We start from the raw sequence: 15,335 nt of genomic DNA on the forward strand, positions 1-15,335 counted from the left end.
CTCAGATCCCTGCAATGGGGTTGGACTCGACCAGCTGAGCGGCCTCGTCTTCGGACATGCCGGCGACGTCTTCGTAGAGCATGCGCTCGATCTCTTCCGCCATGGCCTCCAGCGTGGGCATCGAGAACACGGTGCGGATGGAGATCCGCAGGTCCAGCGTGTCCCGGATGCGGGCCAGCAGGCGCATGATGAGCAGCGAGTGACCGCCCAGCTCGAAGAAGTTGTCGTGCACGCCCACCCGCTCCACCTTCAGCACCTCGCCCCAGATCTCCGCCAGCAGCTCTTCCGCCTCCGTGCGCGGCGCCACGTACCGGTCCGCGTCGGCCGCGTACTCCGGCGCGGGGAGCGCCTTGCGGTCCAGCTTGCCGTTGGGCGTAAGCGGCAGCGCCTCCAGCCCCACGAACGCCCCCGGCACCATGTACTCCGGCAGGCTGCGCCGCAGGTGCTCCCGCAGCTCGTCCGCCCCGACGCCGCCCACCACGTAGGCCACCAGCCGGTTCTCGCCGGGCGCATCCTCCCACACGATCACCCGCGCCTCCCGCACCTGCCCGTGCGCCGACAGCACGGCCTCGATCTCTCCCGGCTCGATGCGGAAGCCGCGGATCTTCACCTGAAAGTCGGTGCGCCCCAGGAACTCCAGCGTCCCGTCCGCCCGCCAGCGCGCCCGGTCGCCCGTGCGGTACAGCCGTGCCCCCGGCTCTCCACCCAGCGCGTCGGGAACGAACCGCTCCGCCGTCAACGCGGCGCGCCCCAGGTAGCCGCGCGCCACCCCCGCCCCGCCGATCAGCAGCTCGCCCGGGACGCCCGCCGGCTGCGCGTTTCCAAACGCGTCGCACACGTACAGGCGCACGCTTCCCAGCGGGCGGCCGATCGGGTGCCCCTCCACCGTTCCGTGCGAGGGCAACGGGTGCGTGGACGCCAGGATGGTTCCTTCGGTGGGGCCGTACAGGACGTGCGTCTCCGCGCCGGAAAGCGTCTCACGCATCTCCTCCAGCAGGTCGGCGGGCACCCGGTCGCCGCCCACGAAGGCGCGCCGCAGCCGGGCCAGCCGGGGCGTTTCGCGCTCCGCGTGGACCAGCTGCCGCATCAGCGCGGGAACGCCGTGCACCAGCGTGGCGTCGGCGATCTCGTCCACCAGCGCGTGCGCGTCCAGCACCCGCTCACGCGCCACCAGGCGTACCGCGCCACCCGAGGTGAGCGGCAGCAGCGCCTCGAAGAGCCAGATGTCGAACGCGTACGAAGCCAGCGCCGGCATCACGTCCCCCTCACCGACACCGAACGCCTCGCGTGTCGCCGCCAGCAGGTTGGCGAGTGACCCGTGCTGTACCTGCACCCCCTTGGGGCGGCCGGTGGAGCCGGAGGTGTAGATGACGTACGCCAGGCTCGCGTCGATCGCCGGCAGCTCCGACGTCGCATTCGTCATGTCCGAGGCGACATCCGGAAGCTGGTCGACCCGCACGAGGGTGGCGCCGTGCTTCGGCGGCACCCCGGCCGTGCCCGCCGTGGCGACCACCACCGGAAGCGCCGCGTCGGTGATGATCCACCCCAGCCGATCCGCCGGGTAGCTGGGATCCAGCGGCACGTAGGCGCCGCCCGCCTTCCAGATCCCCAGCACGCCCACCAGCAGCTCGGGCGTGCGCTCCATGCACAGGCCCACCGGCGTCTCCGGCCCCACGCCCAGCTCGCGCAGGTGCCGGGCGAGGACCGCGGCGCGACGGTCCAGCTCTCCGTACGTCACGGTCGTCCGGCCTTCCAGGAGGGCGACCGCGTGCGGAGCGCGGCGTGCCCACTCGGCGAAGAGCAGGTGGGCCGGCGGGTCGCTGGCTCCGAGCTCCGTGCGGTTCCAGGCATCCACCACCAGGCCGCGCTCTTCCGACGAAAGCAGGTCCAGCTGCGAAAGGCGCACGTCCGCGTCGGCGGCCACCTGCTCCAGCACCCGCTCCAGGTGCCCCAGCATCCGCCGGACGGTGGAGCGATCGAAGAGGTCGGTGCTGTACTCCAGCGTGCCGCGGATGCCGCCCTCGTGCGGCACGGCGGTAAGGCCCAGGTCGAACCGGGTGGTCTCCACCTCCGCGGCCACCGCCTCCATCCGCACCCCCTCCAGGCCAAAGCCGGAGCGGTCGGCGTTCTGCAGCGAGAACATCACCTGGAACAGCGGCGCGTGGCTCAGCGAGCGCTCGGGCTGCAGCTCCGCCACCAGCCGCTCGAACGGCACCTCCTGGTGCTCGTACGCGCTCAGCGTTCCCTCGCGCACCCGGCCCAGCAGCTCGCGGAAGCTCGGGTCGCCCGCAAGGTCGGTCCGCAGCACCAGCGTGTTGACGAACAGGCCGATCAGCTCCTCCACCTCGCGCCGCGTGCGCCCCGCGATCGGCGATCCGACGACGACGTCTTCGCTTCCGCTGTACTTGGACAGCAGCAGCTGAAAGGCGGACAGCATCACCATGTACAGCGTGGCGCCCTCGCCGCGCCCCAGCGCCTGCAGACCGTCCAGCAGCGCACGCGGCAACTCGAACCGTTCCCGCGCGCCGTGGTGCGTCTGCACGGGCGGCCGGGGACGGTCGGTGGGCAGCTCCAGCAGCGCCGGCGCGCCCGCCAGCCGCTCCTTCCAGTAGCCCACCTGGTGGTCCAGCACCTCGCCCCGCAGCTGCTCGCGCTGCCACACGGCAAAGTCCGCGTACTGCACCGGCGGCTCGCCCAGCGGCGAATCGCCCCCCTCGCGATACGCCGCGTACAGCGCCGACAGCTCGCGCAGCAGCACGCCGCTGCTCCACCCGTCGCTCACGATGTGGTGGATGCACAGCAGCAGCACGTGCTCCTCGTCCGCCAGCCGCAGCAGCGCGGCGCGGATGAGCGGGCCTGCGGTGAGGTCGAACGGACGCGCCGCATCTTCCCGCGCGCGCCGCCGCACCTCCGCCTCCCGCGCCGTCTCGTCCAGCCCCGTCAGGTCGTCGACGGGGAGCGCAAAGCCGGCAAAGGGGGCGATCACCTGCACCGCGCCTTCGTCCGCCTCGCGAAAGACGGTGCGCAGCGACTCGTGGCGGCGGACGATCTCGCCCAGCGCGCGCTCCAGCACCGCGGCGTCCAGCGGGCCGGCAAGGCGCAGCGCGGCGGGGATGTTGTACTGCGCGCTCCCGCCCTCCATCCGGTCGATGAACCAGAGCCGCTCCTGGGCAAACGAGAGCGGGAGGGGACGACCACGATCCACACGTACCACCGGCGGCAGCACCGGAAGCCCGGCGCGGCGCATCTCCTCCACGCGCACGGCCAGCTCCGCCACGGTGGGCCCCTCGAACAGCGCGCGCAGCGGAACGACGACGCCCAGCGCGTTCTGCACCCGCGCCAGCAGCCGCGTCGCCAGCAGCGAGTGCCCGCCCAGCGCGAAAAAGTCGTCGTGCACGCCCACGGATTCCCGGCGCAGGACCTCGACCCAGATCTGGACCAGGATCTCCTCCGCCGGCGTACGCGGCGCGGTGGGGCGGGTCTCCTCCGCCGAGATCACCGGCTCCGGCAGCGCGCGGCGGTCCACCTTGCCGTTCGCCGTCAGCGGCACCGCGGCGAGCGCCACGAACGCCGCGGGAACCATGTAGTCGGGGAGGATCGCCTTCAGGTGCGCCCGCAGCGCCTCGGCGTCGATGCCGGCGCCCTCGCGCGGGACGGCGTACGCCACCAGCACGCGGTCCGGATCCTCCCCGCGCACGGCGACGACGGCCTCGGCCACGGCGGGATGCTTGGCCAGCGCGGCCTCGATCTCCCCCAGCTCCACGCGAAAGCCGCGCACCTTTACCTGGCCGTCCACGCGGCCGGCGGGCTCCACGGAGCCGTCCGGGCGGTAGCGGCCCAGGTCGCCGGTGCGGTACACGCGGTCGGCCGGGTCGCCGGTCAGGGGATTGGGGATGAAGCGCGCGGCGGTCAGCTCCGCGTCGTTCAGGTAGCCGCGCGAGAGGTACGGCGTGCGGACGGCGATCTCCCCCCGCTCGCCGATCCCGGCCAGCGCCCCGGACGGCGTGATGACCAGCAAGTCCACGCCCTCGATCCCCCGCCCCACGGGCACGGCCGCGCCCAGCTGCGCCAGGTCGGCGGGAAGGCGGAACCAGCCCATGGCCTGTGGCGTCTCGGTGGCGCCGTAGAAGTTGACGGCCTCCGCGTTGGGCGCGGCGGCGCGCAGCCGCTCCACGTCCGCCGCGCGCAGCACGTCGCCGCCAAAGCAGGCCAGCCGCAGCGCGGGAAGCCGTGTATCCCCCGCCCCCGTCGCCAGCACCTGCGCCATCGCGGGGGTGAGATGCGCGACGGTGATCCCCTGGTCCGCCATCCACCCCGCCAGCCAGCCGGGCGTGCCCACCTGGCCGGGATCGGGGATGGCGATGCTGCCGCCCACCGCCAGCGGGGCGAACACGTCGCGCAGCAGCGGGTCGTGCGCCAGGCCGGAGAGGAGGGAGAATCGGTCCGCCGTGCCGATCCCGAGCTCCCTCGCGTACCAGCCGAAGAAGTGCGCCAGCGGCCGGTGCGTGCCGGCGATCGCCTTGGGCGTGCCCGTGGTCCCCGAGGTGAACGCGACGTACGCCAGGTCGTCGGCTGCGACGGAAACCGCGGGCGCGGCCGACGGGAATCCACCGAGCCCGTCGTCCTTGCTGTCCGCCGCCAGAACGACGGTGAGCCGGGTGCTCTCCGCGAGCGCGGCGGCCACCTCCGCCGGTACTTCGCCCGCGGCGGAAATCCGCAGCAGGGCGGCGGGGCGCGCCGCGCCGGCCTGCGCCGCCAGACGCGCGGGCGGATACGCCGGATCCAGGACGGCGAACGCCGCGCCGGCCTTCCACGCGCCCAGCAGCGCCCGCACCAGCGCCGGCGAGCGGTGGGCGTAGACCGCCACCACGTCGCCCGAGCGCACCCCGCCATCGATCAGCCGGTGGGCGATCCGGTTGGCCGCCGCGTCCAGCTCGGCGTACGTCCACGTCTCGCCCGCGGCGGAGATCGCCAGCGCGTCCGGGGTCGCCGCCGCCCGCGCGGCGAACGTCTCGTGCACGGCGCCGCGCCACGGTTCGGCCTCGATCGGCCGGGCCGGGTCGGGGAGGACGCCGCGCGCCGCGTCCGTCGCCAGCGACAGCGCGCCGATGCGGGTTTCCGGCGCGGCCGCGGCCTGGCGCAGCACCCCTTCAAGCTGCGCCAGCAGCCCGCGCATCCGCGCCGCGTCAAACAGGTCGGCGGCGTAGACCAGGTTGACGTGGATCCCCCCGTCCCGCTCCCTCACGTACAGCGTAAGGTCGAACTTGCTGGCCGCGTCGGCGCCCGGGCTGGCCTCCGCGACCTCCAGCCCCTCGGCCTTGAGCGTGCCGCGCTGGAAGTTGCCCAGGTTGAGCATCACCTGGAACACCGGCGCGTGCGCCATGCTGCGCTCGGGACGCACCTCCTCCAGCACCCGCTCAAAGGGGAGATCCTGGTGCGCGTACGCGTTCAGCGTGGTCTCGCGCACCCGCCTCAGCAGCTCGCGGAAGCTGGGATCGCCCGACAGGTCGGTCCGCAACGCCAGCGAGTTGAGGAAGAGGCCCACCATTCGGTCGGTTTCCGCCCGCGTCCGCCCCGCGATCGGCGTCCCGATCACCACGTCCTCCTGCCCGGCCAGGCGTCCCAGGACCACGTCCAGCGCGGCGAGAAGGACCATGAACAGCGTCGATCCCTCGCGGCGGGCCAGCGCGTGCACCTCCGCCGTCAGGCCCGACGGCACGACCAGGCGCTCCAGCGCGCCGCGGTGCGATTCCACCGGCGGACGGGGACGGTCCGTCGGCAGCTCCAGCAGCGCCGGCGCGCCGGCCAGCGCCTGCCGCCAGAACTCCACCTGCCGTCCCTGGGCGTCGCCGGACAGGCGCTCGCGTTGCCACACCGCGTAGTCCGCGTACTGCAGCGCGGCCTCGGGCAGCGGCGACGCTTCGCCGCGCGAAAAGGCGCCATACAGCGCGGAAAGCTCCTCGCGCAGCACCCCCAGCGACCACCCGTCGCCGATGGCGTGGTGGATGTTGAGGAGAAGGTGGTGCTCGGCGTCGGCCATGCGCACCAGCGACGCACGGAAGAGCGGCCCGCGCGCCAGGTCAAAGCGGTGCCGCCGGGCCTCGTCCTCCAGGCGCCGGGCCTCCGCCCGCCGTTCGTCCTCGGGGAGGTGCCGCAGGTCGGCGACGGGCAGGTCGAACGTGGCCGGCGGCGGGGCGATCCGCTGCACGGGAGCGCCGTCCACGGCCGGCAGCGTGGTGCGCAGCGGCTCGTGGCGGCGCACCAGCTCGGCCAGCGCGCGGCGCAGCGCGTCGGGGTCCAGGCGGCCGGTGATCCCGTACGAGAAGGGGATCGCGTACACCGGGCTTCCCGGGTCCAGCGCGTCCACAAACCACAGCCGCTCCTGCGCGAACGTCACCGGCAGGTCGCCCTCGCGCGCGGCGGGGGCAATGGCGCCGTCGCCGGCCGCCGCGCCGGTGCCGCGCAAACGCTCGACCTCGGCCGCCAGGTCGGAAAGCACCGACCGCTCGAAGACGGCGCGCAGCGGAAGGTCCACGCCAAAGACCGCGCGGACGCGCGCGGCCACGCGGGTCGCCACCAGCGAGTGCCCGCCCAGCTCAAAGAAGCTGTCGTCCGCGCCCACCCGCTCCACGCCCAGCACCTCGGCCCAGATCCCCGCCAGCACCTCTTCGGCCGGCGTGCGCGGCGCTACGTACGCCTCCTCCGCACCGCCGTACTCCGGCGCGGGGAGCGCCTTGCGGTCCACCTTGCCGTTGGGCGACAGCGGAAGCGCGTCCAGAAAGGCGAACGCGGCCGGGACCATGTACTCCGGCAGGCTGAGCCGCACGTGCTCGCGCAGCGCCTCCGCCCGCGGTTCGCCCACCACGTACGCCACCAGCCGCTGGTCGCCGGGCACGTCCTCGCGCACCATCATCACGCAGTCGGCGACGTCCTCGTGCCGGCGCAGCACCGCCTCGATCTCGCCCAGCTCGATGCGGAAGCCGCGCACCTTTACCTGCCCGTCCATCCGCGCCACGAAGTCCAGCAGCCCGTCCGCGCGCCAGCGCACCTTGTCGCCGGTGCGGTACATCCGCGCGCCGGGAGCCTTCGCGAAAGGGTCGGGAACGTAGCGCTGGGCGGTGAGCGCCGGCCGCCCCAGGTAGCCGCGCGTAACGCCGGCGCCGCCCACGTAGATCTCGCCGGGAACGCCGATGGGGACGGGGCGTCCCGCCGGGTCCAGGACGTAGTGCGTCACGTTGCCCAGCGGCCCCCCGATCGGCGGCAGGCAGGTGCCGTCCGTGGCCTGAAAGGCGGTGGAGCGGACGCTGACCTCGGTGGGTCCCCACCCGTTGAAGAAGCGGCGGCCGGGCGCCCAGCGCTCCACCAGCTCGGCCGAGCAGACCTCCCCGCCCAGGATCACCACCTCCAGCAACGGAAGATCGGCCCACGGCGTGGCCGCCAGTGCGCTTGGGGTGAACTTGGCGTGGGTGACCCGCTTGCGGGCCAGCAGGGCGGTCAGCTCGTCGCCCGGGATCGTCTCTTCGCGCGGGGCCACGATCAGCGTGCCGCCGTTGGCCAGCGCGGTAAAGACGTCCAGCACCGACGCGTCAAAGTGCAGCGGGGCAAAAAGGAGCACCCGCGACGCCGGCCCGTTCTCGTACAGCCGGGAAAAGGTGGCGATGGTGTTGCACACGCCGCCGTGCTCCACCAGCACCCCCTTGGGGACGCCGGTAGAGCCGGAGGTGTAGAGGACGTACGCCAGGTGGCGCGGCCCGATCTCCACCGCGGGCGGCGTGGCGGGGTAGCGCTCCAGCTCCGCGTCCAGATCGGCGCCGGCGACCAGCACCTCGTACCCCGCGGTCCAGGGGCGCGCGGCGCTCGCCGCGTCGGCCAGCACGATGCGGGCGCCGGATTCGGCCAGCATGAACGCGGTGCGCTCGTCCGGCGCCGCGGGGTCCAGGGGAACGTAGGCCGCGCCGGCCTTCATCACCCCCAGCAGCCCGGCGATCGCCGCGCTGCACGGCTCCATGCACAGCGCCACCCGCCCCTCGGGACGCACCCCCAGCTCCACCAGCCGGTGCGCCAGGCGGTTGGCCCATGCGTCCAGCTGCGCGTAGGTCAGCGACTCGTCGCCGAACTCCACCGCGGTGGCGCCGGGATCGCGCGCCACCTGCGCCTCGAAGTGGCGGTGGATGAGGACCAGGTCGGTAAAGGGCTCGTCGGTGCGGTTCCACACGTCCACCACCAGCGCGCGCTCGCTCTCCGGCATCAGCGCCAGCCGCTCCACCCCGCGCGCGTCGTCGGCCACCATCTCCTCCAGCACGCGCCGCAGGTAGCCCACCCAGCGCTCCACCGTCTCCCGCTCGAACAGCGCGGTGGCGTAGGTCACGTTCCCCACGATGCGGCCGTCCGCCTCGCGCAGGGCGACCGTGAGGTCGAACTTGGCCTGCACCTGCGTGGAACCGTCCACGGGGTCCACGTCCAGCCCGGCAAGCGACAGCGCCTCGACCCTGGCGTTCTGCAGCGCGAACAGCGCCTGGAACAGCGGGCTGTAGGAGAGGCTGCGTTCGGGCTGCACCAGCTCCACCACCTGCTCGAAGGGGATGTCCTGGTGGTTCTGCGCCTCGAGCGCCCGCTCCTTGACCCTTTCCAGCAGCTGCGCCACCGTGGGCGCGCCGGACAGGTCCAGGCGCAGCGCCAGCGTGTTGACGAAGAACCCGATCAGCCCCTCGATCTCCCGCCGCCCGCGGCCGGCCGTGGGCGTGCCGATCACCACGTCGTCCTGCCCCGAAAGCCGGCCCAGCACGGCGGCCCACCCGGCCAGCAGCGTCATGTAGAGCGTGGCCCCGTGCCGGCGCGAGAGGGCGTTCAGCCCCGCCGTGAGCTCCGCGTCCAGCTCCAGCGGGAACATCGCCCCGGCGTGGTCCGTCTCCGCCGGCCGGGGGCGGTCCGTGGGCAGCTCCAGCAGCCGGGGGGCGTCCGCTAGCGTGCGCGTCCAGTACTCCGCCTGCTCCCGCAGCACGTCACCCTCCACCCAGCGCCGCTGCCACACGGCGTAGTCCGCGTACTGCACGGGAAGCGGGGCCAGCCGCGGGTCCCTGCCCTCGCGATGGGCGGCGTACAGCGCCGAAAGCTCGTCGAACAGCACGCCCATGGACCACCCGTCGGTGACGATGTGGTGCATGGTCAGCAGCAGGACGTGGTCGTCGTCCGCCAGGCGCACCAGCCGGCCGCGGATAAGGGGGCCGCGCCGCAGGTCGAAGGGCGCGTGCCGCTCCTCGGCCATCACGCGCTGCAGCTCCGCCTCCGGGCGGCCCGCCAGGTCCAGCTCCTCCAGGTGGAATCCCGCGTCCGCGGGGGCGATGCGCTGCTCCGGCGCGCCGTCCGCCCCGGTGAACGTGGTGCGCAGGGCCTCGTGGCGGGCCACCAGGCCGTCCAGCGCGCACCGGAGCGCCGCCCGGTCCAGCGCGCCGCGCAGCCGCAGCCGCTGCGAGGCGTGGTACGCGCTTCCCAGGCCGCCCATCTGCTCCAGGAACCACAGGCGCTGCTGCGCAAAGGAGAGCGGCAGGTGCCCGGCGCGGTCCACCGGCTCGATCGGCGGCAGCTCCGCACGCCCGGCCCCGGCCAGCGCCTGCGCCAGGTCCTTGAGCACCGGGCACTCGAACACCTTTCCCGGCTCCACCTCCAGCTCCAGCACCTGCTCCACGTGCGAGGCCATCTGCAGCGCGAGCAGCGAGTGGCCGCCCAGCTCGAAGAAGTCGTCGTGGCGGCCCACCCGGTCCACGCCCAGCACCTCGCTCCAGATCTCGGCCAGCGCCTGCTCGGTGTGGCCCACCGGCGCCTCGTAGCCCTGCCGCGCGAACGCCTCGCCGTCGGGCGAGGGCAGCGCGTTGCGGTCCAGCTTGCCGTTGGGCGTGAGCGGGAAGGCGTCGAGCCGCACGTACGCCGCCGGCACCATGTGCTCCGGCAGCCGCTCGCCCAGGTGCGCGCGCAGCGCCTCCACGTCCGCGCCCGCCTCGCCGGTCCAGTACGCCACCAGCCGCTTGTCACCCGGCGTGTCCTCGCGCACCAGCACCACCGCCTCCCGGACGCCGGCGTGCTCGGCCAGCCGCGCCTCGACCTCGCCCGGCTCGATGCGGAAGCCACGGATCTTCACCTGAAAGTCGGTGCGCCCCAGGAACTCGATCGTCCCGTCCGGCAGCCACCGTCCCAGGTCGCCCGTCCGGTACAGCCGCGCGCCCGGCTCGCCGCCGAACGGGCTGGGGACAAAGCGTTCCGCCGTCTGCGCCGGCTGGCCCAGGTAGCCGCGCCCCACGCCCACGCCGCCCACGTACAGCTCGCCCGGCACGCCCACGGGCGCCGGCTGCATCCCCGCGTCGAGCAGGTCCGTGCGCACGTTCGCGATCGGCCGCCCGATCGGGGGATGTGCGGTGATGGAGGGGTCGATGGAGACCGTCGCGCAGACGGTGGTTTCCGTCGGGCCGTAGGCGTTCACGAAGCGCCGCCCCGCACCCCAGCGCGCCACCACCTCCGCGGATACCGCCTCGCCGGCGGAAACGATCGTCCGCAGCGCCGGCAGGTCGTCCGCCGGGAGCGTGGCCAGGAGCGCGGGCGGCAGCGTGGCGTGGGTAACCGCCTGGTCGCGCAGCAGCGCCAGCAGCTCGGGGCCGGCCTGCCCAGGGCGCGCCATCACCAGCGTGGCGCCGCCCAGCAGCGTGTGCGCGACCTCCGCCACCCCCGCGTCGAACGAGAACGAGGCGAACTGCAGCACGCGCGCGCCGGGCTCGATGCCGAACGCCACGCCCTGCGCCGCCGCCAGGTTCCCGATCCCCCGGTGCGGCACCACGACGCCCTTGGGCCGCCCGGTCGATCCGGAGGTAAAGATCACGTAGGCGGCGTTGTCGACATGGACGTCGACCGCGAGATCGCCGTCATCCTCCGACTCCATCTCCGCCGCGATCCGGTCCAGCGAGACGATGGCCGCCCCCGTCTCCGGGAGATCGGCGGCGAGCGCGGAGGTGGTGAGGATCACCGGGGCGGCGGAGCGCTCCAGCATCCAGCCCCGGCGCTCGGCGGGATAGGCCGGGTCGACGGGGAGGAACGCGGCGCCGGTCTTGGAGACGGCGAGCAGCGCGATCACCATCTCCGCCGAACGCTCCAGCGCCAGCGCCACGATCGCCTCGGGCGCGGCGCCCAGCGCGGCCAGCCGCCGCGCGAGCCGGTTGGCGCGGGCGTTCAGCTCCGCGTACGTCAGTGATCCGTCACCGGAGATCAGGGCCACCGCGTCCGGCGTGCGCCGCACCTGCGCCTCGAACAGCTGGTGCATGCACAGCCCTCGCGGGTACTCCGCGCCGGTCGCGTTCCACGCCTCGACGACGAGCCGCCGCTCGGATTCCGGCAGCAGCGGGAGCGCGTCCACGGCCTGCAGGTCGTCGGCGACCATCGCCTCCAGCACCCGGCGCAGGTACGCGAAGTGGCGTTCGACGGTGGCCCGGTCGAAGAGCGCCGTCGCGTACTTGACGTTGCCCAGGATGCGGTCGTCCGCCTCCCACAACCCCAGCCAGAGGTCGACCTTGGCGTCCACGTTCGCCGACTCCACACCCACGCCGGCTTCCAGCCCCGGAAGCCACAGGGTGTTGCCGTCTCCGCGGGCCATGTTCTGCCACGCGATCACCACCTGAAAGAGCGGGTGGTGCGCCACGCTGCGAACCGGGTCGGCCAGCTCGACCACCTGCTCGAAGGGGATGTCCTGGTGGTGCTGCGCCGCGAGCGCCCGCTCCTTGACCCGTTCCAGCAGCTCCGCCACCGTGGGCGCGCCCGACAGCTCCATGCGCAGCGCCAGGGTGTTCACGAAGCAGCCGATCAGCCCCTCGATCTCGCGCCGTCCGCGGCCCGCCGTGGGCGTGCCGATCACCACGTCGTCCTGGCCCGACAGCCGGCCCAGCACCACGGCCCACGCGGCCACCAGCGTCATGTACACCGTGGTGCCGTGCCGCCGCGCCAGCGCCTTGAGCCCCGCCGTGAGCTCCGCGTCCAGCTCTACCCCCAGCAGGCCCCCCGCATGGTCCACCTGCGCCGGCCGCGGGCGGTCGGTGGGCAGCTCCAGCAGCGCCGGCGCGCCGGCCAGCGTCCGCGTCCAGTAGTCCGCCTGCTCGCGCAGAACGTCGCCCTCCACCCACCGGCGCTGCCAGACCGCGTAGTCGGCGTACTGCACCGGCAGCTCGGGAAGGTGCGCGTCCTTGCCCTCGTGATGGGCGGTGTAGAACGCGGAAACCTCGTCGAAAAGCACGCCCGTGGACCAGCCGTCGCTGACCAGGTGGTGCATCGCCAGCACCAGCACGTGGTCGTCCGCCGCCAGCCGCACCAGCCGGCCGCGGACCAGCGGCCCCCGCTCCAGATCAAAGGGCGCATGCGCCTCCCGGGCGATCAGCCGGCCCAGCTCGGCCTCCGCGTCCGCCCGACCCTCCAGGTCGTGCTCCACCAGGTGAAATCCGCTCGCCGCCGCCGGCGCGATCCGCTGCACGGGAACGCCGTCCACCTGCGCGAACGTGGTGCGCAGCGCCTCGTGGCGCGCCACCACGCCGTCCACGGCCCGCGCCAGCGCGTCCACGTCCAGCGCGCCGCGCAGGCGCAGGGACTTGTGCAGGTGGTACACGCTGCCCGGGCTGCCCAGCTGCTCCAGGAACCACAGCCGCTGCTGGGTAAACGACAGCGGCAGCGCCTCCGTGCGCTCGGCCGGAACGACGGGCGGCAGCACCGGCAGCCCCGCGTGGCGCATGTCCTCCACGCGCACGGCCAGCTCAGCCACCGTGGGCCCCTCGAACAGCGCCCGCAGCGGCAGCTCCACGCCAAACAGCTCGCGGACCCGCGACACGGCCTGCGTGGCCAGCAGCGAGTGCCCGCCCAGCTCGAAGAACGAGTCGTGCACGCCCAGCCGCGCGACGCCCAGCACCTCTGCCCAGATCCCCGCCAGCACCTCCTCCACGCCGGTGCGCGGCGCCACGTACGTTTCCTCGTCCGACGCATAGTCCGGCGCCGGCAGCGCCTTGCGGTCCAGCTTGCCGTTGGGGTTCACCGGCAGCGCGTCCATGTGGACGAACGCGGCCGGCACCATGTACTCCGGCAGCCGCTCCGCCAGGTGCGCGCGCAGTTCCGCCTTTACCGCCGGGTTGCCCACGTAGTAGGCCACCAGCCGCGGATCGCCGATCTCCCCGTCGCGCGCCACCACGACCACCTCGTGCACGGCGGCATGCTCCGCCAGCCGCGCCTCGATCTCGCCCAGCTCGATGCGGAACCCGCGCACCTTTACCTGCGCGTCGCTCCGCCCCATGAACTCGATCGTTCCGTCCGGCAGCCACCGCCCCAGGTCGCCCGTGCGGTACATCCGCGCACCGGGCGTGGCCCCGAACGGATCGGGGAGGTAGCGCTCCGCCGTCTGCGCCGGGAGCCGCCGGTACCCGCGCGTCACTCCGGCACCGCCCAGATACAGCTCCCCCGTCACCCCCACCGGCACCGGCTCTCCGGCCCCGTCCAGCACGTAGATCTGCGCGTTGGCGATCGGGCGCCCCGGCGGCATGGCGCGGCTGGAGTAGCTCGACAGGTCCACCCGCGCAAAGTGATGCGTTGTGATCCCGGTGGCCTCCGTGGAGCCGTACGGGTTCAGGAACGCGGGACGCGGCTCCGGCACCTTCGCCAGCTGCCGCGGATACAGCGGCTCGCCGCCGAACACCACGATCCGCAGCCCGCCGATCGCATGCCCCCCGTCCGCTTCGACCAGTGCCTGGAAGCCGGTCGGCGTGACGTTCATCATGGTGATGCCCGACGCGATGATCTGCGCCGCGATCCGGTGCGGCTCGAACGGCTCCCGCGCCAGGTGCACCCGCCCGCCCACGAACAGCGGGGCCATCAGGTTGCGCTGCGTAAGGTGGAAGCTGAACGAGGTAACGACCAGCACCGCGTCGCGCTCCGACATCCCCGTGGCCCCCAGGTACCAGTGCCGCAGGTTGGACGCGCCCCCGTGCGTCATCTCCACACCCTCGGGCCGGCCGGTGGAGCCGGAGGTGTAGATCACGTACGTCAGGTGCTCCGGCGTCAGCGCCGCGCGCTCCGGGTTGCTATCCGGCTGCGTCCTCCACCACGCCGCGTCCTCGTCCAGCGCGAGCAGGGGCAGATTCAGCCCTCCGAGCCGTCCCGCCAGCGCACCCTGCGTCAGCATCACCACCGGGGCGCAGTCCTGCACCATGTCCAGCAGCCGCTCCCGCGGATAGCCCGGATCCAGCGGCAGGTACGCGCCACCCGCCTTCAGCACCCCCAGCACCGCCACGACCAGCTCCGGCTCGCGCTCCACGCAGATCCCCACGCGCACGTCGGGACCGACGCCCAGGGAGCGGAGGTGGTGCGCCAGCCGGTTGACGCGCCCGTTCAGCTCCGCGTACGTCAGCTGCAGGTCTTCGTAGACCACCGCCACCGCGTCCGGCGTGCGCCCCGCCTGCGCCTCGAACATCTCGTGGATGAAGGTCGCGGGATACGGCGCCTCCGTGCGGTTCCACCCCTGCGTCACGCGGCGGCGCTCCTCGGTGGACAGCAGTGCCAGCCGGTCCACGGGCCGCGTCTCGTCCCCCGCCATCCCCGCCATCATCCGGCGCAGGTAGCCCGCGTAGCGCTCGACCGTTTCCCAGTCGAACAGCGCCGTCGCGAACACCACCTCGCCCGCGATCCGGCCGTCCTCCTCCCACAGTTCGAGCGAGAGGTCCAGCCCCGCCGTGGAGCGCGCCTCCGGCCCGCTCTCCGGCGCGTCCCGCCACGCGAACGCCGCGCGAAACAGCGGCGTGGCCGAAGCGTCGGCGCCGTCCGGCTGCACGAGCTCCACCACCTGCTCCAGGGCAAGCCCCCCGTTCCGCAGCGCTCCCTGCACCCGCGCCTCGACGCGCTCGACCAGTTCCACGGCCGTGGGCGAGCCCGACAGGTCCACCCGCACCGGCAGCGGGTTCACGCCGCCCATGGACGTGCCGATCACCAGGTCCGTCTGCCCCGACAGCCGGCCCAGCACCGCGGCCCACCCCGCCAGCAGCGTCGTGGACAGCGACGCACCGTGGCGGCTTCCGAGCACCCGGAGCGCCGCGGCCACCTCCTCGTCCAGCTCCAGCCGAACGACGGCACCCGCGTGGTCGGGATGCGCGGGGCGCGGGCGGTCCGCGGGCAGCTCCAGCGGCTCCGGCGCATGCGCCAGCATCTGCCGCCAGTACTCCGCCCGCTCCCGCGGCACCCCGTCCTCCATCACCGCCACCGAAAGCGAGGTGGAGGATGTCCGACCAGCAAGCACGTCCATGGAACTGTATCCCCTCAGAAAATCTCAA

General features: G+C 73.6%; 1 protein-coding gene. It reads right to left on the reverse strand.

What is annotated here, in order from left to right; translation table 11 throughout:
- Position 1: 1 nt before the first annotated feature.
- Positions 2-15,307 carry a non-ribosomal peptide synthase/polyketide synthase gene (locus ACOJUJ_RS00950; RefSeq protein ID WP_420124962.1) on the reverse strand — a complete coding sequence of 5,102 codons (15,306 nt, stop codon included), beginning with the start codon at positions 15,305-15,307 and terminating at the stop codon, positions 2-4.
- Positions 15,308-15,335 lie beyond the last annotated feature (28 nt).

It is taken from the genome of Longimicrobium sp., from assembly GCF_048594345.1.
Taxonomy (GTDB): Bacteria; Gemmatimonadota; Gemmatimonadetes; order Longimicrobiales; family Longimicrobiaceae; genus Longimicrobium.

Coding starts and splice junctions, on each gene's coding strand:
- ACOJUJ_RS00950 (WP_420124962.1), bottom strand. CDS start 15,307: ATGGACGTGCTTGCTGGTCGGACATCCTCCACCTCGCTTTCGGTGGCG.